This window comes from Candidatus Merdisoma sp. JLR.KK011 (genome assembly GCF_036941125.1).
Lineage (GTDB): Bacteria > Bacillota > Clostridia > Lachnospirales > Lachnospiraceae > Laedolimicola.
This window is the reverse complement of record NZ_JAYWSZ010000003.1, coordinates 1309670-1333083: the sequence shown is the minus strand read 5'-3', so window position 1 is coordinate 1333083 and position 23414 is coordinate 1309670. Positions and strand designations below refer to the sequence as shown.

General features: G+C 47.6%; 20 protein-coding genes and 1 riboswitch. Of the genes, 16 read left to right on the top strand and 4 right to left on the bottom strand.

Annotated features, from left to right (window positions below; genetic code table 11):
* Position 1: 1 nt before the first annotated feature.
* The 7 genes from VV089_RS07410 to VV089_RS07380 all read left to right on the top strand — a co-directional run bounded on the left by VV089_RS07410 (position 2) and on the right by VV089_RS07380 (position 6900).
* A complete protein-coding gene (locus tag VV089_RS07410) occupies positions 2-721 on the top strand; it encodes a LytR/AlgR family response regulator transcription factor (RefSeq protein ID WP_334335451.1) in 720 nt (239 codons plus the stop codon).
* Complete coding sequence (locus VV089_RS07405) at positions 718-2028, top strand: ATP-binding protein (protein ID WP_334335450.1); 1311 nt, start codon at positions 718-720, stop codon at positions 2026-2028. Before VV089_RS07410 ends, VV089_RS07405 begins: the two co-directional genes overlap by 4 nt.
* A gap of 228 nt (positions 2029-2256) precedes the next feature.
* Positions 2257-2412 (top strand): hypothetical protein, encoded by a 156-nt coding sequence (locus VV089_RS07400; protein WP_334335449.1) that lies wholly within the window; start codon positions 2257-2259, stop codon positions 2410-2412.
* 1 nt (position 2413) lies between these two features.
* On the top strand, positions 2414-3109 hold the full coding sequence (locus tag VV089_RS07395) for an ATP-binding cassette domain-containing protein (protein ID WP_172540663.1): 696 nt from the start codon (positions 2414-2416) through the stop codon (positions 3107-3109).
* A gap of 23 nt (positions 3110-3132) precedes the next feature.
* Positions 3133-4161, top strand: a complete 1029-nt coding sequence (locus VV089_RS07390) for a hypothetical protein (RefSeq protein WP_334335448.1) — start codon at positions 3133-3135, stop codon at positions 4159-4161.
* A 127-nt stretch (positions 4162-4288) separates the two neighbouring features.
* Positions 4289-5257 (top strand): Gfo/Idh/MocA family protein, encoded by a 969-nt coding sequence (locus VV089_RS07385; RefSeq protein ID WP_334335447.1) that lies wholly within the window; start codon positions 4289-4291, stop codon positions 5255-5257.
* A gap of 29 nt (positions 5258-5286) precedes the next feature.
* The gene (locus VV089_RS07380; protein WP_334335446.1) at positions 5287-6900 is read left to right on the top strand and encodes an AAA family ATPase; all 1614 of its coding nucleotides are present in this window, start codon (positions 5287-5289) and stop codon (positions 6898-6900) included.
* Between the two features lie 103 nt (positions 6901-7003).
* Here VV089_RS07380 and VV089_RS07375 read toward each other — a convergent pair whose 3' ends face one another.
* Positions 7004-7591: a DUF1349 domain-containing protein gene (locus VV089_RS07375; RefSeq protein WP_334335445.1), complete on the bottom strand. Its 588-nt coding sequence runs from the start codon at positions 7589-7591 to the stop codon at positions 7004-7006.
* Between the two features lie 267 nt (positions 7592-7858).
* Here VV089_RS07375 and VV089_RS07370 point away from each other — a divergent pair, with 267 nt between their 5' ends.
* The 5 genes from VV089_RS07370 to VV089_RS07350 all read left to right on the top strand — a co-directional run bounded on the left by VV089_RS07370 (position 7859) and on the right by VV089_RS07350 (position 15520).
* A complete protein-coding gene (locus tag VV089_RS07370; protein ID WP_334335444.1) occupies positions 7859-8638 on the top strand; it encodes a hypothetical protein in 780 nt (259 codons plus the stop codon).
* A gap of 259 nt (positions 8639-8897) precedes the next feature.
* Positions 8898-9698 carry a glutamate 5-kinase gene (proB, locus tag VV089_RS07365; protein WP_334335443.1) on the top strand — a complete coding sequence of 267 codons (801 nt, stop codon included), beginning with the start codon at positions 8898-8900 and terminating at the stop codon, positions 9696-9698.
* Positions 9699-9734: 36 nt separating this feature from the next.
* Entirely contained in the window at positions 9735-11432 is a 1698-nt protein-coding gene (locus VV089_RS07360; protein WP_334335442.1) for an alpha-glucosidase, read from the top strand.
* Positions 11433-11642: 210 nt separating this feature from the next.
* Entirely contained in the window at positions 11643-14216 is a 2574-nt protein-coding gene (locus VV089_RS07355; RefSeq protein WP_334335441.1) for a hybrid sensor histidine kinase/response regulator, read from the top strand.
* Positions 14217-14221: 5 nt separating this feature from the next.
* A complete protein-coding gene (locus VV089_RS07350) occupies positions 14222-15520 on the top strand; it encodes an ABC transporter substrate-binding protein (RefSeq protein ID WP_172541374.1) in 1299 nt (432 codons plus the stop codon).
* Between the two features lie 94 nt (positions 15521-15614).
* Here VV089_RS07350 and VV089_RS07345 read toward each other — a convergent pair whose 3' ends face one another.
* Positions 15615-16022, bottom strand: a complete 408-nt coding sequence (locus tag VV089_RS07345; RefSeq protein ID WP_334335440.1) for an RrF2 family transcriptional regulator — start codon at positions 16020-16022, stop codon at positions 15615-15617.
* Between the two features lie 189 nt (positions 16023-16211).
* Between VV089_RS07345 and cysK the strand changes: the two genes are divergently transcribed.
* The 4 genes from cysK to VV089_RS07325 all read left to right on the top strand — a co-directional run bounded on the left by cysK (position 16212) and on the right by VV089_RS07325 (position 20742).
* Positions 16212-17144, top strand: coding sequence for a cysteine synthase A (cysK, locus tag VV089_RS07340; protein ID WP_172541376.1), 933 nt, complete (start codon positions 16212-16214; stop codon positions 17142-17144).
* Between the two features lie 358 nt (positions 17145-17502).
* Complete coding sequence (locus VV089_RS07335) at positions 17503-18804, top strand: O-acetylhomoserine aminocarboxypropyltransferase/cysteine synthase family protein (RefSeq protein WP_172544340.1); 1302 nt, start codon at positions 17503-17505, stop codon at positions 18802-18804.
* Between the two features lie 131 nt (positions 18805-18935).
* On the top strand, positions 18936-19511 hold the full coding sequence (locus VV089_RS07330) for a hypothetical protein (RefSeq protein WP_334335439.1): 576 nt from the start codon (positions 18936-18938) through the stop codon (positions 19509-19511).
* A 112-nt stretch (positions 19512-19623) separates the two neighbouring features.
* Positions 19624-20742, top strand: coding sequence for a DUF3048 domain-containing protein (locus VV089_RS07325; RefSeq protein WP_334335438.1), 1119 nt, complete (start codon positions 19624-19626; stop codon positions 20740-20742).
* 135 nt (positions 20743-20877) lie between these two features.
* Here the strand turns inward: VV089_RS07325 and VV089_RS07320 are convergent, their stop codons facing one another.
* Together VV089_RS07320 and VV089_RS07315 are read right to left on the bottom strand one after the other, a co-directional pair.
* Positions 20878-21975, bottom strand: coding sequence for a tyrosine-type recombinase/integrase (locus VV089_RS07320; RefSeq protein WP_334335437.1), 1098 nt, complete (start codon positions 21973-21975; stop codon positions 20878-20880).
* A gap of 234 nt (positions 21976-22209) precedes the next feature.
* Positions 22210-22408: riboswitch (cobalamin riboswitch) on the top strand.
* A 602-nt stretch (positions 22409-23010) separates the two neighbouring features.
* Positions 23011-23328 (bottom strand): LysM peptidoglycan-binding domain-containing protein, encoded by a 318-nt coding sequence (locus tag VV089_RS07315; protein ID WP_334335436.1) that lies wholly within the window; start codon positions 23326-23328, stop codon positions 23011-23013.
* Between the last annotated feature and the right edge of the window lie 86 nt (positions 23329-23414).

Sequence of the window (23414 nt, the reverse complement as noted above, 5' to 3'; positions counted from 1 at the left end):
AATGCTGCAGATTGCAATTTGCGATGACGAACAGGAGATGGCAGCGGCCCACAGACAGGCCGTGGAAGCTGCCTTGTCAAACTGCAGGGCTGTGGGGGAGATTGCAGTCTACACCCACAGCGATAACCTGTTCTGTGATATTGTGGAGGACGGCTTTCATTTTGATTTGATCCTTCTTGATATTGAAATGCCGGGGAAAAACGGAATGGAGCTTGCAAAGGAGCTCCAGCCGTGCCTGCCCCATGTTAAGATTATTTTTATCACCTCCCATGTGGAATATGCCATTGACGCCTATGAGCTGGCTGTTTTTCGATACGTTCCGAAAAACGACGAAAAAAAGCGTCTTATGTCAGCCTTGGAGGATGCGATCCGTCTGCTCCTGATTGAGGACGGCAAGGTCTATACCATCCAGACAAACAGCCGCTTGGAGAAAATCCCTTATCGGGAGATTTACTTTATCGAGCGCGACGGGAAAAATGTCAGTATCACCTGGGAAAAAGGAACCTCAAAGGTGCGCGGCAGCCTCCAGCAGATTTATGATGAGCTGGCAGCGGAGGAATTTATTTTTATCGATCGGGGCTGTATTGTGAACCTTATTCATGTGATGCAGGTGAAAAACAGCATGGTTTTCCTGGAAAACGGCGCCAGCCTTCCGGTCAGCCGTTCCCATCTCCAGGGTGTGAAGGAGCAGATCAACGCCTACTGGGGGATGCACATATGAGACAGGGAATGATTGTATCGTCCGTATTTCTGACCGGAAGCCTACGCACCTGGCTGTATTTTCTTCTGGCAGGCTGTGTATTGGAGAAAAAGAACCGGGCGGAACAGAAAAATATCCTTCTGGGAGCTTTGGGAGCGGGGGGAATTGGGGCGCTGCTTTTCCTGCTGCCAGTGCCGGATTACGGAAGACTCTGCCTGGAAGCCCTCTGGCTTGGAGGCTGCGGGGCTTATTTTCTGGGGACAGAAATAAGGATGAGCCTTTTTTTGGGTGTGTTTTATGAGATAACCTTCTCACTGTGGCAGTTTTTGCTTTCGTCAGCCTTGGGAATATGGCAAAATACCGGAGTCTTTCTGGATGGACGCAGTCCGGAAGGACAGGCAGGCGCCTGGCTGGCCTTCTGCTTTCTGGGGTTTGTGGCTCTCTATGGGGCAAAGCGGCCAGGGATGAGAGAGCAGGAGTATTTTAGGCTTTTGTCTTTTCCGGTTCTGGCCGGATTCCTTGGGATAATAACCCTGTCTGAGCAGCGGCCCATTTTTATCCAGGAGGATCTGCTTGATATCTGGACTATGCTGTCTCTTGTGCTTTTGATGGGCCTTCTGGTCTTTCATATGAACCGGCAGTACCGGATAGAGCAGGAGCTTGCCAGTCTTAAGGCGGAACAGGCGGAACTTTTGGAACGTGATTACCAGGCGCTGAATCAGTCCTATGGGGCCAATGCCCGTCTGTTTCACGATATGCACCGCCATCTGGAGGCTCTTTACCGCCTCCTTTCCCAGAAGCGCTATAAAGAGGCAGAAGGATATCTGGAGGATCTGCAGGCTCCTATCCGGGAAATGGCAGAAACCGTCTATACCGGGGATGAGGCCGTGGATTATCTGCTGAACAGCCGGGCAGCGGCGGCCGCCCGGGAGGGCATTGCTCTGGAGCTTCAGGCAGAATTTCCCCGTCATACCAATCTGCGGAGCGCTGATCTGTGCGCAATTCTGGGGAATCTTCTGGACAATGCATTGGAAGCAGCCAAAAAAGTGGCAGATCCAGGAGGGAGGCAGGCGGCTCTCACCATCCGGCGGATTCACCAGATGCTCGTGATTAAGGTGGAAAATACTTTCGCTGAGGAGGTAACGGAAGAGGACGGTGAGCTGAAAACCTCAAAAACCGAAGAAGGGCTTCACGGCTGGGGGCTGAAAAGCGTCCGGACTGCGGCAGAGAAGTATGAGGGAACGCTTCGCACCTCCTGGGAAGGAAAAAAGTTCCGTGCAGTGGTAACCCTCGCATACCAGGGGATGCCGGATGAAAAAAATCTTTGAAAGGCCTGGAACGCTGTTTCCCAAATCATGGCAGATCGTATTGTAAGAAAGAGCTTGCACTTATCAAATGAGTAGGGCTCTTTTTTTCGTTTCCTTACCAATGGCGGTCAAAAAACGACCGATTATGGACATTTCGGCAGAGCGGATCATTTTGAGTTATGCTTTAAGCACAACAAAACAACCGATGTGAAAACAAAAAGAAATTTTATCGAACAGGAGGACTTAAATATGCGTCATGTTTGGATTCGCAGTATTCTGGCTTTGGTTTGGCTGGCGGCAGCTCTTATAAGCGGGGGAGCCTTGAATGTGGTTCTGGGAATGGTATTTCTTGTTTCCGCTTACTCCGCCTGGAAACGGGAAAAGAATGGGAAGGGAGAGGACTAAAATGTCAGATCTATTGTCTATTCAGAATCTGAATGCCTGGTATACACCCGGTAAGCCGGTGCTGAAGGGACTTTCGCTGGAGCTTCATGCCAATGAGATCACAGGGCTGATAGGGCTGAACGGGGCTGGAAAAACAACTTTTCTGAACATCCTTTCCGGCCTTCACAAGGACTTCCAGGCAGATGGGCTGAAAAAAAACAGAAAGCCGGTATCTTTCAGGGATGAGGTTTTTAAGAAATGCCGTTACACTGTATTTGCGGAGGATCACTCCTTTTCCTTCTTTACCTTTCGGGAATATGTTTCCTATGTATTCGGAGCTTATAAAAAGCCCCTTCCAAAGGCAGAGGATTTGATACAGGGCTTTGGATTCGAGGCATACACGGATAAGCTTTTGGGGGATTTGTCCATGGGAAACCGGAAGAAGGCGTTTTTGATAACGGCATTCGCCCTGAAGCCGGAGCTGCTGCTTCTGGATGAGCCGGTAAACGGCCTGGATTTTTCCGGTACGGAATTTTTATATGAGCAGATAAAAGGGTATGGAGCTTACGGAACCCTGTTATTTTCTTCTCATGTTCTGGAAAGCGTCACCCTTACGGCAGATCGGGTACTGGTGATGGAGGAAGGGCGGATAAGCCGAAGTGTGTCCCGAGAAGAAATGGATGGGGAGGAGCTTCGGAAGTCCTTAAAAGAAGTATAGGAGTTTCGAAGGGGGACAGGATTATGTGGAAGGGATTTGCAGTTTATTTATTCGGTTCAAGGTATGAGAAGGCAGGAAAGAGCAGCCTGATTTGCCTGTTTGTGTTCTGGGGGTTAAGACAGGCGGAGGTTTCGGTGCAAATTGCGCCGGGTATCTTGTATCTGATGGCGTTTACTGTTACTGCCGGCTCTATGTGGCAGGATCTTGCGGCAAACAACGAAGCCTTGAAGGGAAAGAATCTTTTTATGCTGCCTTTTTCCGGATGGAAACTGACAGCGGCCTATATAGGCGCGCTGGGGGCTTATACCTTTCTTACACGTACGGCCCTTGTTCTGGCTGCGGCCCTGGCTGTCTCCTCCTGGGGAGCCATGGAACTGACGGGCTGCCTGCTCTTGTCCCTCTGTGGGATTCTGCTGACGGCCTGGGTTTATGGGGAACGGCGGTATCATTTTCAAAAAAGGCTGGATGCCTATGCATTTTATGAGGAGGATGCGGCTGCAGCCAGGGCAAAGGAACTAAAAAGTGTTGAAACGGCTCTGATTTGGACGTATTTCTTCCGGTATCTTTGGTATCACAGGAATTATCTTGTGAATACGCTGATCCTTTGGGGCGCTGCCGCAGGCCTGCCCTTTTGCCTTTTACAGATAGAGAGAAGCTTTGCGCTTCCAATCGGTTTCTCTCTCCTTACCTTAAATACGCCTGCCTGCATCCTTTTGTCCTGTGATCCCCATCTGGAACAGGCGCTTCGGATGCTTCCTGGACAAAGGAGGAGCTTTCTCTTTCCCTATGGTTTGTTTCTCTTTCTCTTGAATCTGACGGGGGATTTTATTTTTCTCCTAAGCTTTTGGCTTCAAGGAGGCGGCTCGGATGTAAGGTACGTGTTTTTCGCTGTGCTGTCTGCCGGCTTGGGGGCTGCGGGGTCAGTAGGAATGGAGTGGTATTTTCCCATACGTAACTGGAAGACCCTAAGCGATCTCTGGCATCATCCCAGAAAATACGCAGTACCTGGAAGCCTTCTTCTCTTATCTGGGCTTCTGAGCCCATGGATCTAATGTACACGGCCTGGGCGACGCTTACAGATTTCCAATCCCATCCCTTTCCGGGGATTGAAATACTGGGAAAAGTAGGGTACAATCAGAGTATCAAATACGGAATTTGTATAGTAAAAGGAGAAGAGCGATGAGAGTAGGTATTGCAGGTGCCGGCATGATTGTGCCCACCTTTCTGGATGCGGCGGCTTTGGTAAAGGAGATGGAGATCTACGCTGTCTTTGCAAGAAGAGAAGAGGTGCGCGAGGAATTCTGCAGCAAATATCAGATTCCCGTTGGTTATGCCTCCTATGAGGAGCTGCTGGCGGATTCCAAAGTAGATGTGGTTTATGTGGCGCTTCCCAATAACCTGCATTTTTCCTTTGCAAAGGAGGCGCTTTTGGCTGGAAAGCATGTGATTCTGGAGAAGCCTTTTACCGTTACCTATGAGGAGGCGGAAAAGATAGCGGCAATTGCCAGGGAGAAGAAGCTGTATCTCTTTGAGGCCATTACCAACCAGTACAATCCCAACTACGATAAGATGAAGGAGCTTCTTCCAAAGCTTGGGGACATCAAGCTTGCGGCTCTTAACTTTTCCCAGTATTCCAGCCGGTATGACAACTTTAAGAAGGGCATTGTAAGCCCCTCCTTTGATCCGAAGAATGCCGGAGGCGCTTTGATGGATCTGAATATCTACAACATTCATTTTGTGGCAGGGCTTTTCGGAAAGCCTTTCAAGGTGCGTTACTGCCCCAATATGGAGCGCGGCGTGGATACTTCCGGAATCCTGGTGATGGAGTATCCTGATTTTCAGGCTGTGTGCATTGCCGCCAAGGACTGTGGAGCGCCTCTTAGCGTCAGCATTCAGGGAAATAAGGGCTTTTTCCACAGCGATTACGCTTCCAGTATTTTGGCGGAGTTTACCTTCCAGGAAAATAAGTGCGAGCCCGAGCGCTATCATCTGGCCGACAACCCGGAGCGGCTGTTCTATGAGCTTGAGACGTTTGCGAAATATTATGAGGAAAAAGATTGGGATGCCTTTGATAAGCGGCTTGACCACAGCCTGATGGTGATGGAGATTGTAGATCAGGCCAGGAGGATGGAGAATCAAGGGCTGTAAGAAAACTCTTTTTGAGAAGGGGGCAGGAGATGGGCGTTTACCTAAACAGTACAACTGCATATACGCTGTACAAAAGTGAAATGGCAAAGCCTTATTTTGTAGATAAGACGGCGATGTTGAAGGAGTTGTTTCCCCTTGTGGAAGAAGGAAACAGCTATATATGCGTTACCAGACCAAGGAGGTTTGGAAAAACTGTTACTGCAAATATGATTGCCGCTTTTTTCTCCCAATCGAATAACACGACGGAATTATTTTCTACTTGTGCCATAGGGAAGGAGCTGGATTGCCCACATTACCAGAATCAATATCCGGTTATCCACATTTCCTTTCATGATCTTCCGAAGCGCTGTGATTCCTATGAAGATTATATCTCCAGGATTGAGGAACGGATGATACGCGATCTGCGGCAGGAATATCCAATGACAGAGATAGAACCAGAGGAAGCTGTCTGGGATATTCTGACCGATATTTATGCAGAGGATGAGAATGCCAGGTTTGTATTTGTACTTGACGAGTGGGATTTTATTTTTCACCAGGATTTTGCCCATGAAAAGGATAAAAAGGCTTACCTGCTGTTTCTTCGGAATCTGCTGAAGGATCGTCCCTATGTGCGGCTTGCGTATATTACAGGAATTTTGCCGATTGCCAAGTATTCCAGCGGATCAGAACTGAATATGTTTGTGGAATATACCATGGTTACGGAAGAGAAGTTCAGCTCTGCTTTTGGATTTACGGAAATGGAAGTGGATGGGCTTTATAAACGGTATCTGGAAAATACGGAAAATGTCAGGATTTCCAGAGAGGAGTTAAAGGAGTGGTACAATGGATACCATACTTTTTCAGGAGAGCGTGTCTATAATCCCCGTTCGGTTGTCTGTGCGCTTCGGAACAATAATCCGGGAAATTACTGGACATCATCGGGGCCCCATGATGAAATCTATTATTATATTCAGAAAAACATAGCAGAAGTAAGAGATGATCTGGTACGCATGGCTGCCGGATTTCCGGTACAGGCAAAGGTGCGCGAGTATGCGGCTTCCTCCATGCGGCTTCAGACCAGGGATGAGATTTTTTCTGCTATGGTAGTGTATGGATTTTTAAGTTATGAAAACGGAAAAGTTTCCATTCCGAACCGGGAACTGATGGAGCGCTTTGACGAAATGCTGCAGAAAGAAAGCTCTCTTGGATATGTAAACCGTCTGGCAAAAGAATCAGTTCGGATGCTGGAAGCAACCCTTGCCGGAGATACAGAGACGATGTGTGAGATTCTGGAAATGGCTCATAATACAGAGGTTCCGCTGCTTCACTATAATAATGAGACAGAGCTGACGGCAATTGTGAACCTTGTTTATCTGGCGGCAAGGGATCAGTACCGGATAGAGCGTGAGGAAAAGGCCGGTATCGGATATGTGGATTTCATCTTTTATCCGGAACTGGATAAGAGTGCAGATTGCATTATATTAGAATTAAAGATAGATCACTCTCCGGAAGAAGCGATTCGGCAGATTCGGGAGAAACAGTATGATTTGCGGTTTCGGGGATACCTTGGGAAAGAATCAGAATACACTGGGAAAATCCGGGCTGTTGGAATCGGGTATGATCGGAAATCAAAAAAGCATAGCTGTAAGGTTGAGATTTTTTGAATCGGATACATTCAAATGAAGCCCCTCCGCAAAAAAGCGCATCCTTGCCGGATTTTAGGCGGAGGGGGATGAAAGATTCTGTCCCTAAGCGCAGCCAAGCCTTCTACACATGAGCAAGCCACTTGCACTCAGTAATTTCCATATTGGAAAAGGAAGCCTGAAAGGAGGAGTCCTCCGGTGAGCAGGCGTAGATGCCGAAGCGGATTTCCCCGGCTCCTTCCTGCATATGGCAGATCCGCATCTGCTTAAAATGTTCCCCGTCCACAGAGCACTCGATACAGTAGTCAGATTCCCGGCGGCTCAGACGATACCACATGGACTTGATTTCCGCAGAAATATCGGTGGTTGCCCAGTCCGAATAGCCGTGATTGGTCACTACGCTGCCCAGACGCTGGAAACTGTCATTTTCATACTCAATGGAAGCTTTCAGCCAGTTCTCACTGTCCAGATACATGATAATGCCGCACTGGTCAAAACGCCGCTTGCTGGCGAATTCTGTTTTTACCACAAAAGAAAAATAAGCCTCTGCTGTTGTAAGCTGCAGGAGAGGGGCATTGTCATTCTGAAAGCCGTAGTAGGTTCTCTGCCAGAGATCCGTTCCCGGCTCAGTGGTAATCGTGATGCAGTCCTCCTGGATGGTAAATTCTCTTGGTTCTCTTGTCCATTTCAAATCGTTTAAATCCCATTTCATAGTAAGTTCGTCCTTTCTGCTGCAATATGTATTATTATACCAATTGTAATAATCTGCATCAATATCAGATTTTTGTCCCTGACTGTTTTTATACCTGGAAGATTCTAAAAAAAGTAGTAGATATACGGCATAAATCTTAGTATAATATCGTTAGGCATCAAAGACATATACAGGCTTTGGTGCAAAAGCTATGCTGCCGGGAGCGAAAAAGGCGATTCCCGGCAGAACCATCTGACTTAGATACGAACCAGAACCAGGAGGAATAAAATGGGACTTGACATTTACGCCGGAACACTCACACGCTACTACGCACACAACTGGAAGACCGTCACACAGCAATGGGCCGAGGTCAACGGTTTTTCTTTTTCACGCATTACCCCTCAGGGCGAGAGGGCGGAACAGGAAGAAAAACAGGATCCCCAGGAAATCAAAAAAGCCATGGAAAACTGGCAGAGCCAGATCCTTGCGGCTGTTTCCCCCAAGGAGGGGCCTTCCTACGAGCCCTGGACTGAGGACAACGAGACGGCCTATTACACCGACAAGCCTGACTGGGACGCCTTTGGAGCCCTCCTTCTCTATACGGCTGCCAGAACCTATGGGGAGCCTTTGCAGGAAACCGTGGAAAAGAACTGGGATTTTGAAAATCATCCTTTGATTCAGCGGATGGGAGAGGATGAGGAGAGAGGGGTCTGGTCTCTGTTTATCGGGGCCAGCTGGTGGCTTCCCATAGCGGACGGCCTGGCCTTCAACGCCCCCTGCCCCACAGACGAGGAGATCACCTTCTCCACTACCGGCGCATTGAAAATGGAGCTTGAGCAGATTAATTCCATAGGCTTCCAGGCAGATGAGAAAACCATTTTAAGCTGGTCCCGGACAGAGGGCTACCCGGCAGACGGAGAGATTCACAACGGGAAGCTGACAAAAGAGGGCATCAAAGAGCACACCCTATACAACACAGAATCTCTGGCGAAGTTCGCCTTTTCCATCCTATGGCGGGCCGTTAAGTTCTCCATAGAAAAACAAGTGCCGATATTGTTAGATTTTTAACAGCCAGCATGCCTTTTGCGGCTGGAAATTGATTTCATAGCCGTGTATTTTGAGGGATATTACGAAATTATAATTAGTCCAGATAAAGAAATGTCAAGTGTTTTTGAAAATAATTTCTGCTGGATGGTAAAGTCGCAAAGGCGCACGAGAGGAACTTTTATGAGGGCCCTTTCGAATAAAAGTTTCTCTCATTACAGGTGCGTCGAAGCGACTTTACCCTTTAGTGCTGTCGCGCAGCGACTTTAAATAGGAGAAAAAGATGAGTCTAAAACAAGAGAGAATCGTTATTAAGGCAGGCACCACCACCTTAACCAACGAACTGGGCAACAGCAACCTCCGCCGCATGGAGGAGCTTGCCATGACCATTGCAGATATTCAGAATATGGGACACCAGGTGATCCTTGTATCCTCCGGCGCCATCGCCGTAGGAGCCAACAAAATGCGCTTAAAGGAAAAACCGGACAGTATGCGGATGAAGCAGGCAGCCGCAGCCGTTGGACAATGCACCAACATGTTCCTCTACGATAAATTTTTCGGCTACTACGACAAAACAGTAGCCCAGATCCTGCTCAATGCCGAGGACATCACACAGGAGGAAAAAAAGGAAAACCTGACCAACACCTTTGATGCCCTCTTAGAGCACGGCGTCATCCCCATTGTCAACGAAAATGATTCCGTAAGCTACACGGAGATTGAGTCCGAGGAAAAGCTGTTTGGAGATAACGATATGCTGTCTGCAGTCGTGGCAGTCCTCTGCAATGCAGATAAGCTGATTATTCTCTCCGACATTGACGGCTTTTACAACAAAGACCCGCGTCTCTATAAGGATGCCGTGCTGATTGAACAGATAGATGAGATTAACGACAGCACCTACGAGCTTGCGGGCGGAGCCGGCTCCAGAAGAGGCACCGGCGGTATGCGCACCAAGCTTCAGGCCGCAGATCTTGCAACCTCCCAGGGCATTGACACCATCGTAGCCAACGGCAGTAATCCGGCTGCTCTGTATGACATTGTAAAAGGGAAAAAAACAGGGACAAGATTTACCGCCAAAAAAAAATAGGAGCAGCAAATCTAAATTTTGATTCTGGAGGCAGAGATGAAAAAAAGATGGTGGCACAATAAAACAGCATATCAGATTTATCCCAAAAGTTTTCTGGACAGCAACGGGGACGGCATCGGGGATCTTCGGGGAATTATAGAAAAACTAGACTATCTAAAGGAACTGGGAATCGGGATTGTCTGGATATCCCCCGTTTACCAGTCGCCTTTTGTGGATCAGGGCTACGATATCTCCGATTACTACGCCATCGATCCGGCCTTCGGGACTATGGAGGATATGGAAGAGCTTCTGGCCGAGGCAAAAAAGCGGGACATCGCCATTGTCATGGATCTGGTGATCAACCACTGCTCCGATCAGCACGAATGGTTTCAAAAGGCCTTGAAGGATCCCTTCGGCCCTTACGGAGCATATTTCTACATACGAGAGGGAAAGGACGGCAGGCCCCCCTGCAACTGGCGCTCCTACTTCGGCGGCAGCGTGTGGGAGCCCCTTCCCGGCTATGACAATCTCTTCTACCTGCATATGTTTGCAAAAGAACAGCCGGATCTCAACTGGGAAAATCCAAAGCTTAGGCAGGAGATCTATAAAATGATACGCTGGTGGCTGGAAAAAGGCGTAGCCGGCTTTCGCATAGATGCGATTATCAACATCAAAAAGGATCTGCGGTTTTCAGACTTCCCCGCAGATCGGGAGGACGGCATGTGCGCCGGAACCACCATGCTGGCCTGCGCCCACGGAATTCTGGATTTTCTGACAGAAATGAAGGAAGAGGCTTTCGCCCCTTACCACGCATTTACCATCGGAGAGCTTTTTGACTTCGATCAGCAGGAGCTAAAACGCTATATCGGAGAGGAGGGCTGCTTCGAATCCATCTTTGACTTTGCGCCCCACCTCTTAGGAGGCAGTGATCATGGCTGGTACAACCGGAAGCCCGTAACGATGGACCAGTTCCGGGACGCCGTCTTTGAAAGCAAGGCCATTTCCCAGGAAATCGGTATGATGGCAAATATCATCGAAAATCACGATGAGCCAAGAGGCGTCAGCCGTTATCTTCCGGCAGAGGGACAGACGGAGAGAGGCAAAAAGCTTCTGGCAGGCATTTCCCTTATGAGCTTCGGCCTCCCCTTCCTCTACCAGGGACAGGAGATCGGCATGACCAACAAAACGTTTCATTCCATCCAGGAGGTGGACGATATCAGTACTCTGGATGAATACCAGACAGCACAGGAGCATGGTTATTCCAATGACGAAGCCCTTGTGCTTGTGGCCCAGATGAGCCGCGATAACGCCCGGACCCCTATGCAGTGGAATGGAGAGCTTCATGGAGGCTTTACCACAGGTATCCCCTGGCTTCCCGTAAATGAAAACTATCACCAGATCCGTGTAGACGAGCAGGAGCGCCGGGAAAATTCTGTTTTGAACTTTTACAAAGAGCTGATTGCACTTCGGACAGATGCTGTGTATGGAGAAACCGTCGTCTATGGAAGGCAGGAGCCCTTTCTTCCGGATCAGCCTGATTTTACAGGCTTCTACCGAAAAGGCAGAGAGAATACCCTTCTTGTCCTGGCGAATATACGGGAGACGCCAAGAACCATAGAGGTTCCGCTAGCCTTAAAGAAGGTTTTATTAGATAATTGCAGTACCGGACACAAGGCGGAGGAAACCAAAGAAACAGCGGCGGGCAGCCCCGTTTGTATGCAGGGCTTCCAGTTTCTGGTTTTGGAAGTCTTTTAGGCTGCCGGCCGCGAAGCGGACAGTAACTGTTTTAAGTATTCTTGTTTCCTCAGACTAAAGAAACGTTTTGACCTAAAGCCCTAAGACTGCTATAATAATAGTGACAGTTCTTTCTGCACTTAGGCCAAGCAGCGGTATGGAAAGAAAAACATTTGTTCTAAAGCTTCACATATTGTTTATGGAAAGATTATCAAAAGGTCATTGGATAAGATGAAAAGAGCGAATCAGGAGAAAAAAAGCAGCAAAAAAATTTTAATTGTGCTTATTTTGACAGTATTTATCATTCTGGGCAGCTTTGTATTCTTCATTGCCGCAAGAATATCGCATGAGATGTCTCAGTCTGCCATTGGGAATCTCAGTGAAAATCTTGAGCTTTTAAAGGGCACCATAGAAGTACTATTCCAAAGAGAAGCCCAATACCAGAAAATGATAGCGGAAGAACTGTCTATCATTGAGGATCCAAAAGAGTTTATTCTCTCCTATGATCGAAACGGCAATCTGGCTAAAATGTCCCTTGTATTTACCGGAGAGACAGAAGGCATTTCCAATACCGGTGAAGTATTTTATCCGCAGGAACTGGATTTTTCCAACCAGGAAACGGTAGAAGAACTGCCCGTTTCTGTCTCCTATATCAATGACATGGGAACCTGGGCTTATACGATGAAAAGCCCGGTTACCAAGGACGGCCGGGAGATTGCCTGTCTTTATGTGGAATATATTTATGATTCTTTTGACAAAGCCCTTCCGGAGCGGCTTTACAACGGAAGCGCCACGCTTTACATTATGGATGGAAAGACTGAACGGTTCCTTTTAAAGCCCAAAGGCGTAGGAGAGAGGGATGCCGGCCATCTGAATTTACAGGATTTTTACCGTGCCAACGACATTTTAGAAGAAGATCTTCAGAAAAACGTACACGAAAGCATAAAGAATAACGGGAATATGATGTTCTATCACAAGATACGGAATAAGGATTCCCTGATTTTTATGTGGGCGGTAAACAACGGTTCCGTGTACCTTATCGGTTATGTGCCGGTAGAAGCCATTCAGAGAGAGGGCAATGCCGTCAATCAGAATATTCTGACTGTAGTGATCTTTATGCTTGCAGCCTTTTTCATCTGCTGTGCAGTATTTTTCTTTTATGAGCGGCAGCAGAATAAATTCCGCCGGGAACAGGAGGCAGAACGGGAGCTTCATAATGAGCAGCTTGGGCAGGCTCTCAGAGCTGCACAGGCGGCTAACAACTCGAAAACCACCTTCCTTTCCAATATGTCCCACGACATTCGGACACCCATGAACGCCATTCTTGGATTTACCACTCTGCTGAACAAGGATGCGGAGAATCCGGCCAAGGTAAGGGAATACACCAGGAAGCTTGCAGCCTCCGGACAGCATCTTTTAAGCTTAATCAACGACGTATTGGATGTGTCAAAGATTGAGAGCGGAAAGTCTGTGCTTACCATTGGGGAATTTCGCTTAAATAGTGTGATTTCCTCTGTTGACGCCATTATCCGTCCGGCTGCCAAGGATAAGAAGCAGAACTTTGATATCCTGGTAACAGGAATCCGCCATGAATGTCTCATAGGCGACGAGACAAGGCTGAATCAGATCCTGATCAACCTTCTTTCCAATGCGGTGAAATATACCCCCGAGGGAGGCACCATCTGGTTCCGCATCATTGGCCTGGAGCAGCGCTCCAGCCAGTATGAGCATATCCGTATTGAGGTGGAGGATAACGGGTACGGCATGACCCAGGAATACCTGCAGATCATTTTTGACGCCTTTACCAGGGCAGAGAACAGTACCACCAACAAGGTACAGGGTACAGGGCTTGGAATGGCCATTACCAAGAATATTGTGGAGCTGATGGGAGGCACCATTGACGTTGCCAGCGAGGTGGATAAGGGAACGATCTTTACGGTGGAGCTGGAGCTCCGTATTTCCGATCAGGAGGAGGATTCCAGGTTCTGGAAGAACCACGGCGTCAGCCGGATTCTGGTGGTGGATGACGATGAAGATGTGCGTGAAGGCATCCGGGCACTTATGGAGGATACGGATGTCCGGATCGATTTTCTGGAGGACGGCGAGACTGCCGTGAAGATGACCGCAGAAGCATATGAGGAACAGGATCCCTATTATATGGTGCTTCTGGATTGGAGGATGCCGAAGATCAGCGGTATTGAGACGGCCCGACGCATTAAGACGGAGATTGGAGCCTACGTTCCGATTATGCTGCTGACAGCCTATGATTGGGATGAGATTGAGGCGGAGGCTCTGGAAGCAGGGATTGACGGTTTTCTCACAAAGCCTTTCTTTGTCTCTGCATTGAAGGAAAAGGTTCTGGAGCTCTCTGCCCGCAGCAAGGAGTATACCCGGATGGAGGGAGAAGCCATCAGCCTTGAAGGAATGCATTTCCTGGTAGCGGAGGATAATGAGATCAATGCCGAGATCCTGGAGGAGCTTCTGGATATTGATGGGGCAGACTGTGAGGTTCTCGGAAACGGAGAGCTCGTTGTGGAGCGTTTTGCTCATTCTGCCCTGGGAGAATTTGATGCGATTCTCATGGATGTGCAGATGCCGGTGATGAACGGCTACGATGCGACACGGCACATTCGTGCTCTTGAGAGGGAGGATGCGGCGGTCATCCCCATTATTGCCATGACTGCAAATGCTTTTGCGGAGGATGTCAGGGATGCCATGAATGCCGGGATGAACGCCCATGTATCGAAACCGGTAGATATGGAAGTGCTGAAGAGGACCGTAAAAGAGTTAAAGAGAAGAGGTTAGTTGATATGAAAAGGCAATATAAACTATGTTTTATCCTGCTTTTGACAGTAATGCTGTTTGTGGGAGCAGCAGCCTGCGGCAAGAAGGATGGTATGGTAAATCTTGCGGAGGATGTAAAAAAGAATACAAAGGTGGTAAATCTGTTCGGCCCCATGGAAAAGTCCAATCCAAATGCAGATAATATAGCCAGAAGCGCTCATGATCTGACTGTGATTATGGCAGAGGAGGCTTTGGGGCTTACGGTAGAGTATCGGACTTATACGGCAGAGGACTATCAGGATAAAACATATGATGACGTGGTTCTGGCACGGGCGCGCAATGACATGGATGATGTTTATCTTCTGAATCCGGATACGATTCAGGTTCTGGGGGCAGAAGGGAAGCTTTTGGATCTGTCCTGCCTTGAGAGCGCTGCCAATCTGCGTGAGGTTGTGAAAGTGTCTAATACGGTGGACGGAAAGCTGGTGGCGATTCCCCAGGAGGTTGTGGTATATGGTCTTTTTGTGAATCAGGATATGTTTGATGAGTATGATTTGAAGCTCCCCAACACCCCGGAGGAATTTTTGGAGTGCTGCAGAGTTTTTAAGGAAAACGGGATTGAGACTCCTGTGGGGGCCAACCGCTGGTGGCTGGAGAATTTTGTGTTTTCCCAGGCTTATGCGGATCTGTATAACGGGGGAAATACGGAAAATGAGATTGCGGCTCTTAATAGCGGCGAGGCAAAGTACAGCGACTATATGCGCGAGGGCTTTGAGTTTCTAAAGACGCTCATGGATCTGGGGTATGTGGATGCTGAGAAGGCTTTAACCTATGAGGCTATTGAGGGAGAGGGGCCGGACTTTCTGGCTCAGAAGACTCCGATCGTAATGGCGTACTGGGGAGCGGCCAATGCGGACACGGCTTATGGAAAGCCGGATTTTAATCTGCAGGTAATCGGGTTCCCGACCAATCGCGGACAGATGCCGGTGGTATCGATGTCAGGTTATGGAGTCTGTGTGAACGCAGAGCATCTGGAGGATACCATTGCGGTGCTGGATATTATGCTCTCAGATGAAGCCCTTCAGGTTTATACGGAGACGAATAAGGTGATTTCGCCTTCTAAGAATGTGGAGGTGGAATGTATTGATGCGCTGAAGCCCTTGAATGATCTTGTGAATGACGGCGTTTATGTGCTTGGATCGAATGCCGGTATGAAGCTGGAGCAGTGGGGGAATACGTGCCTTGTGGTGCGCAGACTTCTGGAAGGGGCTTCGGTGGAGGAGTGTTTGGAGGAGATGGATCGGCTGCAGGAGGACGCAAAATAAGCCGGCAGACTTTTCCGATATCCCAGTGTACGCGAACCGTCCAAACACGGGATACGGAAAAGTCTGCCGGCTTATTTTGCTGGTGAATTCTTTTCTAGAAGCGCCCTTCCATCAAAGCTTCCAGTGAAATCTGAAAAAAGAAATCATGTACAAGCGCATCGTACTTCTCCCAGAGCGGAAGCGTGATACAGCCTTCCTTCCTTGGACAGATCTGCGCGCCGGGCAGGCGGCAGGCAACGCAGGCAAGGGGCCCTTCTGTCAGCTCGATAATTTCCCCGATGGAATAGTCCGATGGCTTACGGGTAAGCATATAGCCTCCGCCTTTTCCCCGAAGCCCTTTTACAAGCCTTCCCTTTACCAAAAGACGCAGAATAATTTCCAGATATTTTTCGGAAATCTCCTGCCGGGCGGAAATATCCTTCAGCGGAATATAAGCATCCTCCCGGTGCTGTGCTAGATCGATCATCACTCTCAATGCATAACGGGCTTTCGTTGAAATCATAGCATTTTCCCCCTGTTTCTTTTGTCTATTATAACCCGGCGGAAAATTTTTTTCAACAAAAACCTATATTCCTATTGACTTAGTATGTAAATAGTGGTATTCTCTCTTCAACGGCAGAAGTAAGAAATGACAGATCTGGATAAATATTGAGGAACTGGAAACCGGACTACAGAACTAGGAGGAAGTATTATGGGAAAATATTATAAGGGAGCAGTCGAGCTAATTGGAAACACACCTCTTTTAGAGGTGGCAAATATCGAAAAGGAGCTGGGGCTTCAGGCTGCGGTTCTCGTAAAGCTGGAATATTTAAACCCGGCTGGAAGCGTAAAGGATCGGGCGGCAAAATCTATGATTGAGGATGCGGAGAGCCGGGGGCTGTTAAAGGAAGGTTCTGTCATCATTGAGCCTACCTCCGGCAATACAGGAATTGGTTTGGCATCAATTGCAGCCGTGAAGGGCTACCGGATGATCCTCACCATGCCAGAGACCATGAGCGTAGAGCGCAGAAATATACTGAAGGCCTACGGCGCTGAGCTGGTGCTGACAGAAGGCGCAAAAGGAATGAAAGGAGCCATCGAAAAGGCCGAAGAGCTGGCCCGTGAAATTCCGGGCAGCTTTATTCCCGGCCAGTTTGTGAATCCCGCTAACGCTGCCGCCCACAGAACAGCCACCGGGCCGGAGATTTGGGAGGACACCGGCGGAAAAGTAGATATTTTTATTGCAGGCGTTGGAACCGGCGGTACCATAACCGGAATAGGAGAGTACTTAAAGGAGCAGAATCCCAATATTAAGATTGTTGCTCTTGAGCCGGCCGATTCTCCGGTATTATCTGAAGGAAAGGCAGGTCCGCACAAAATACAGGGAATTGGGGCTGGCTTTGTCCCGGAACTCTTAAATACCTCCGTCTATGATGAAATTTTTCAGGCACAGAGCGAGGATGCCTTTGCCGCCGCAAAGCTATTAGCAAAAAAGGAAGGAATCCTGGTGGGCATTTCCTCCGGAGCCGCCCTCCACGGAGCCATAGAGCTTGCAAAACGGCCGGAAAACCGGGGGAAAATGATCGTCGCACTTTTGCCTGATTCCGGCGATCGGTATTACTCTACGCCTTTGTTTACAGATTAGAAGTATAAATACAACGTGTGCCGAAGCGGCTTTACCCTTTAGTGCCGTCGCACAGCGACTAAAAATAGTCCAGCTAAGAAATGTCAAGTGTTTTAAAAAAATTTCTGCTGGACGGTAAAGCTGCAAAGGCGCACGAGAGGAACTTTTATGAGTGCTTTTTCGAATAAAAGTTTCTCTCATAACCGGTGTGTCGAAGCAGCTTTACTCTTTAGTGCCGTCGCGCAGCGACTTTAAAACAGTAATATCCCTCACAGTGCACAAATCCATTTCCAGACACATGGGTTTGTGGCTGGAAATGGATTTCAGACCAGTGTACTGGGAGGGATATTACGGAACTTGAACTAGGAGGATTCAAAAAATGGCAGATATCAGAGATTCAAAAAACTGGGGATTTGAGACAAGACAGTTGCATATCGGACAGGAACAGGCAGACCCGGTCACAGATGCGAGAGCCGTGCCGATCTATGCATCCACATCCTATGTGTTCCACAACTCACAGCACGCAGCAGACCGCTTCGGCCTGCGCGATGCCGGAAATATCTACGGAAGGCTGACTAACCCCACAGAGGATGTGTTTGAGCAGAGGATCGCATCCCTGGAAGGCGGAGCAGCGGCGCTGGCCGTAGCTTCTGGAGCGGCAGCCATTGCCTATACCTTCCAGGCCCTTGCCAAGGCAGGAGAGCACATTGTGGCATCCAAGACCATTTACGGAGGTACCTACAATTATCTGGCCCACACCTTTCCATTGAATAATCAGGTGACAACTACCTTCGTAGATCCTTATGTGGAAGGCTCCTTCGAAGCGGCCATTCAGAAAAATACAAAGGCAATCTTTGTAGAGACCCTAGGCAATCCCAATTCCAATCTGATTGATCTGGAAAAGCTGGCCCGGATTGCCCACAAACATAACCTTCCCCTGGTGGTGGATTCCACGTTCGCAACGCCTTATCTCATCCGCCCCATCGAGTACGGGGCAGACATTGTGATACATTCCGCCACAAAGTTTATCGGCGGACACGGAACAGCCATTGGCGGCGTGATTATAGACGGAGGAACCTTTGACTGGAAGGCGTCTGGGGCATATCCCTGGCTATCGGAAGCAAATCCAAGCTATCATGGGGTATCCTTTACAGATGCTGCCGGGCCTGCAGCATTTGTAACTTATATCCGCGCAGTCATTCTCCGGGATACGGGAGCAACCCTTTCCCCCTTCCATGCGTTTCTCTTCCTGCAGGGATTGGAAACCCTCTCTCTCCGTGTAGAACGCCATGTGAGCAATGCCCTGCAAATTGTAGATTATCTGAACGGCCACCCACAGGTAGAGGCGGTGCACCATCCGTCACTGCCTGCAGAGCCAACCCATGAGCTGTACAAAAAATATCTGCCGAAGGGAGGCGGCTCCATTTTCACCTTTGAGATCAAGGGAGACGCAAAGACAGCCCAGGCCTTTATCGACAACCTGGCCATCTTCTCTCTGCTGGCAAATGTGGCGGATGTGAAATCCCTGGTGATTCACCCGGCGACTACCACCCACAGTCAATGCACGGAGGAAGAACTCTTGGAGCAGGATATCAAGCCCAATACCATCCGCCTGTCCATAGGTATTGAGAAAGCAGAGGATTTGATTGCGGCGCTGGATGCAGCCTTCCATTCGGTTTGAAGGGAGGCTGCTCCTGGTAAGTAAAGTTTAATATTTTCTGAATTTAACAGTAGAAATATTGACATTTTTACATACGTCTCTATAATCAAAAACAGAAAAATATTTATTTTACACCAGGAGGAAATTCAAAAATGGGCAGTTATTACAAGCATAAAAAGAAAGAGACGATTGATGTATCCTATTCCTTCCGCTGCGAACAGTGTATGAAGGAAAGCGGCCCTCAAAAAGCAGTCATTTCCGGCATGGAGGCGGAGATCAACAGCAATTATAAGACCCTGGATGACAAAAAGCAGAGCAGCTTAAACGAAATGGCCCATGCAAACCTTGTAAGCGCCGTAAAGGAAGCATACAGCAATGCTGTGGAAAAGCATATCTTCGTAAAAGCCTTTAAGGACGAATGTCCCCACTGCCATAAGCCCCAGACCTGGGGACTCAGCGGTCTCAAGGATGATATGTTCGGCACGCCGATTGTCTGTGTGATCCTGGGAATTATCCTTGGGGCCGGATGCTATTTCTTTTCCGGAGTGGAGAACAATCTGATGATCGCTTTGGCAGCCGCCGGAATCTGCTTTGTAATCGGAGCAGGCAGTCTTGTTCTGAACATCCTAAAGTTAGGAAACAAAAAGAAACAGACAGCCGGCGTTATTCAGAAAAATGAACCCGTAATTGATTGGAGCAGTGTACAGCACATTTTAAATGAAAGATAAAAGAAAGAAGGATTTATTACAAATAATTCTAGAATATTTTAAAAATGTGTGTTATAATTGTTACGAATTTTAATAATTCAACACACAACAGGAAAACAGAAAGGAATCACTTATGAGGAAACGAGTATTGTGGATTCTGCTGGCACTGTCACTTGGAATCTGCGCAGCAGGATGCGGCAAAAAGGAGGCAGAGGTATCTGCTCCGGCCGAAGAAGAGCTTTCTACCGAAGATGAGATCTTAGCGGAAGAGCCGGAAGAGACATCGGAGGAGGAAGAAGAGGAAGAGGAGATTGGCCCGGAGGGAATGTACCGGAGCGAACTGACCAATGAGTGGATCAGCGAGGATCTGAAAGAGCAGCGCCCCATTGCGGTAATGGTGGACAATGAGAAGACAGCATTGCCTCATTACGGACTTACAAGGGCAGATGTGGTTTACGAGATGATGAACAGTACTCTGAACGATCAGATCACCCGTTTCATGGTTCTCTTTAAGGATTACGACAGCGTTGATCAGATCGGAAGCGTGCGGAGCGTGCGTCCTACGAACCTGATGATTGCTCCCGAATGGAACGCCATTGTCTGCCATGACGGCGGCCCCTTCTACATCAACCCTTATCTTGAGAAGCCCCATACGGATCATTTCAGCGGAACCTTCTCACGTGTGAACAATGGAAAGCCCAGGGAATTTACCGAGTATATTCTTCCGGGCGATATGGAGAAGAACTTCAAAAATTCCAGCGTTTCCAGAGAGTATAACGATTACAGGCCCACAGAGCCCCATTTTGAGTTCGTATCTGAAAAGAAGCCTGTAAAAATGGAAGAAAAAGAAGGAAACTTTGACTGTACTTTAGTGGATCTTCCCTTTGGCCACAACGGTTCTCAGCTTGATTACGATGCGGCCTCAGGTACATATCTGTACTCCGAGTACGGCAGTGCACACAAGGATCCGGGCAACAATAATGAACAGCTTGCATTCAAGAACGTAATCCTTCAGAAAATGACCTTCAGCCAGCTGGATTCCCATGGATATATGGTATGGAACTGTCTGGGAAGCGGTGAGGGTTATTATATCACGGACGGAAAAGCCATTCCCATCACCTGGGTGAAAAATGCAGAGCAGGAGCGTACCGTTTATTTTGATTCCGCCTCTGACGAGATTGAGGTAAATACAGGAAAGACTTATATCGGCTTTGTTCCGGATACCCGCTGGAGCGAGCTGGTTGTAGAGTAAGCCGTCAAAGTACGCTGTTTTGAAAAACATGTAATACCATAAAAATTAAAAGATGCCGGAAAAGTCAGATAACTGATTTTCCGGCATCTTTTTTCCGAATCTTCTTTATAAAATAGTTTTACTGTTCCTTTACCGTTAATCTTCACGAAGTTTTACTGCCTTGGCAGCCATCCGGCGGCGGTTCTCATCCTGGGCTGCATAATGCTTCCGGGTGGTATTCACATCCTTATGGCCAAGCACATCAGCGACCAGGTAAATATCCCCGGTTTCCTGGTACAAGGTAGTTCCGTAGGTACTTCGGAGCTTGTGGGGAGTGATTTTCTTAAGGGGAGTTACCTGCTTTGCATATTTCTTCACCAGGTTTTCCACAGCACCTACGCCGATGCGACGTTTTTGGGTGGAGTAGAAGAGTGCCAGTTCATGCCCCTCCTGGGGAATGACCTCTTTGCGGCTCCCATTGATGTAATTCTGAAGAGCCTGCTCCACCTCTTCCCCAAAGTAAACAATCATCTCTGAGCCGCCCTTTCGGGTCACCTTGATTCCGTTGTTATGAAAATCCACGTCTGTAATGTCAAGGCCCACACATTCGGATACACGGATACCGGTTCCCAGAAGGAGGGTGACAATCGCCAGATCCCGTTCCTTCGTCTTTTCATAATATACCTTTTTCTGCCCCGTAAGACCGTCGCCGCCATGCTCAATAAAGTCCAGAAGCCTTGCAGTCTCATCAACATCCAGACGAATGATCGCCTTGTCGTGGAGCTTTGGCATGTCCACAAACACCGTAGGATTGTGCTCTAAAAGCTGCCGCTTATAAAAATATGCATAAAAGCTCCGCAAAGCGGACATTTTTCGTTTTAATCCCCGTTCGCCATTGGTAATATCTATGGTGTCGAAGCTTTCCTTCTCCTTATCCGTACCGGAATAAGCAATTTTTTTCTGATACAGCTTCAGATACTCCTGATATTCTTCAATATCCACAGCCTCAACCCGATCCAGATCACTCAGCTTAAAATCTGTAGTTTCATAATTTTTGTAAACCGGGTTTTCTTCAATGAGAAATCGAAAAAAAACTCGGATATCATAGGCGTAGGAGATTCGGGTCTTTGTGGAGGTGGTAGGCTCGATTGCCCGAAAATAATCCTTGGCAAAGGATGGCAGTGTTTTCAATACCTCTCGCAGCTTACGAATATTTTCCATATCGTTTTGTTCATGGTAGGTTTTGTATTCCATAATTGAAAAATTCCTTCCTAAGTATTGTATAGGTTCCCTATATAATATATAAGTTTACATAATAAAATTATGTAACTTATCAATCAGTTTCTCGTTACAATTCACACCTATATCAATTTTGAACTATTTCCATTCATTGCTGGTGCAAATTGTAAAGATCATAACAACTCATAACAAATAGCACTAAGAGTACCTTGACGTATCACCAGGTCAATGCTATACTTAATAAGTACAATTCCATATAAGGTATTAAGTGCCTGCCTAATTAAAAATTTTGGCAGGAAGAGGGAATTAGGTGCGAGTCCTAAGCGATCCGGTCACTGTAAGCAGGGAATATTTCCTAACGAATCCATTGTACAACTTTTTGTATGAGAAGGAAAGGAAAATATGCAGATCTGTAAGCCAGGAAACCTGCTTAATACTTGAGGAGAGACTTCCGAAGAAAGTTCAGTTCCTGTCAAAAATGCCTTTTGGCTTTTTGTATGTGTCTGTTTCCATGGGAGCAGGCATTTTTTATCATATGGAATGCTCAATGTGGAAGAACGTACCATCTGAAGGTGACATATCCTAAACGCGCAGGTCTGATAAGCTGTGACGGCATTCGGCTTACTCACGCCTTTCCCAGGTTTCCTTTGGATGCCCTGGCGTCTGTCTGGGTTTTGTTGTAAGAAGCTTTTGTACCGATGAAAGAATATCTGCAGCTGTTCTTTTTCGGAATACAGGATGCTTTCTGAAAACAATTCTTGTGGCAGGCGCTTTTTTTACAGTCGGACTGGCATACGAACAACGCTTGCCGAAATTTTTGCCTTTAGATCTATGTGAAAAACATGTGTTTGTCGCATAGATCTAAAGCGCCGTATTTATAGAAGGGCTAATTGAAATTGCAGATTTTATTTCTACTCTCTGTTAGGTTTTGGCAAAACCTAGCAGAGCTTTCCGCTCTCCATAAGGATATCGATTTCAAAAAGCCGCCTTGGGGATCCGATATCATCTCCAAGACGGCATAATCAAAAAGCCTCCAGGCAATTAACAAGCTTAAAGTTTATATTCCGTAGAGTAATACGGCATAATCAGAGTCTGGCCGGAAATGATCTTACCGTCCTTAATAGAGTTTAACTGGCTTACTTCCTGAATGTACACTTCTTTGGACTCATAATATTCCAAAAACTCATCTGCCAGATCCCACAGGGTGTCGCCAGGCTGGATCTCAATGCTGGTATAATACTTGTAATAAGTAACCTCCGGCGCCTTATTCTTCGCCTTTGACAAAAAGCTTCCGAATGTAAAAGCCAAAGCCAGAATCAGACAAACCGTTAAACAAACCGTTAAAGCAACCTTTCTTTTCCTGCACATATCTCTTCCCCCAATAAAAAAATCGAACATATCTTCCGAACAATTGTTTCTTATCTATATTGCCATTATACACACAGAACAATTGT

Bases quoted from the DNA above. Each gene is read 5' to 3' on its own strand.
- VV089_RS07410 (WP_334335451.1), top strand. From the start codon at position 2: ATGCTGCAGATTGCAATTTGCGATGACGAACAGGAGATGGCAGCGGCC.
- VV089_RS07405 (WP_334335450.1), top strand. From the start codon at position 718: ATGAGACAGGGAATGATTGTATCGTCCGTATTTCTGACCGGAAGCCTA.
- VV089_RS07400 (WP_334335449.1), top strand. From the start codon at position 2,257: ATGCGTCATGTTTGGATTCGCAGTATTCTGGCTTTGGTTTGGCTGGCG.
- VV089_RS07395 (WP_172540663.1), top strand. From the start codon at position 2,414: ATGTCAGATCTATTGTCTATTCAGAATCTGAATGCCTGGTATACACCC.
- VV089_RS07390 (WP_334335448.1), top strand. From the start codon at position 3,133: ATGTGGAAGGGATTTGCAGTTTATTTATTCGGTTCAAGGTATGAGAAG.
- VV089_RS07385 (WP_334335447.1), top strand. From the start codon at position 4,289: ATGAGAGTAGGTATTGCAGGTGCCGGCATGATTGTGCCCACCTTTCTG.
- VV089_RS07380 (WP_334335446.1), top strand. From the start codon at position 5,287: ATGGGCGTTTACCTAAACAGTACAACTGCATATACGCTGTACAAAAGT.
- VV089_RS07375 (WP_334335445.1), bottom strand. From the start codon at position 7,591: ATGAAATGGGATTTAAACGATTTGAAATGGACAAGAGAACCAAGAGAA.
- VV089_RS07370 (WP_334335444.1), top strand. From the start codon at position 7,859: ATGGGACTTGACATTTACGCCGGAACACTCACACGCTACTACGCACAC.
- proB (WP_334335443.1), top strand. From the start codon at position 8,898: ATGAGTCTAAAACAAGAGAGAATCGTTATTAAGGCAGGCACCACCACC.
- VV089_RS07360 (WP_334335442.1), top strand. From the start codon at position 9,735: ATGAAAAAAAGATGGTGGCACAATAAAACAGCATATCAGATTTATCCC.
- VV089_RS07355 (WP_334335441.1), top strand. From the start codon at position 11,643: ATGAAAAGAGCGAATCAGGAGAAAAAAAGCAGCAAAAAAATTTTAATT.
- VV089_RS07350 (WP_172541374.1), top strand. From the start codon at position 14,222: ATGAAAAGGCAATATAAACTATGTTTTATCCTGCTTTTGACAGTAATG.
- VV089_RS07345 (WP_334335440.1), bottom strand. From the start codon at position 16,022: ATGATTTCAACGAAAGCCCGTTATGCATTGAGAGTGATGATCGATCTA.
- cysK (WP_172541376.1), top strand. From the start codon at position 16,212: ATGGGAAAATATTATAAGGGAGCAGTCGAGCTAATTGGAAACACACCT.
- VV089_RS07335 (WP_172544340.1), top strand. From the start codon at position 17,503: ATGGCAGATATCAGAGATTCAAAAAACTGGGGATTTGAGACAAGACAG.
- VV089_RS07330 (WP_334335439.1), top strand. From the start codon at position 18,936: ATGGGCAGTTATTACAAGCATAAAAAGAAAGAGACGATTGATGTATCC.
- VV089_RS07325 (WP_334335438.1), top strand. From the start codon at position 19,624: ATGAGGAAACGAGTATTGTGGATTCTGCTGGCACTGTCACTTGGAATC.
- VV089_RS07320 (WP_334335437.1), bottom strand. From the start codon at position 21,975: ATGGAATACAAAACCTACCATGAACAAAACGATATGGAAAATATTCGT.
- VV089_RS07315 (WP_334335436.1), bottom strand. From the start codon at position 23,328: ATGTGCAGGAAAAGAAAGGTTGCTTTAACGGTTTGTTTAACGGTTTGT.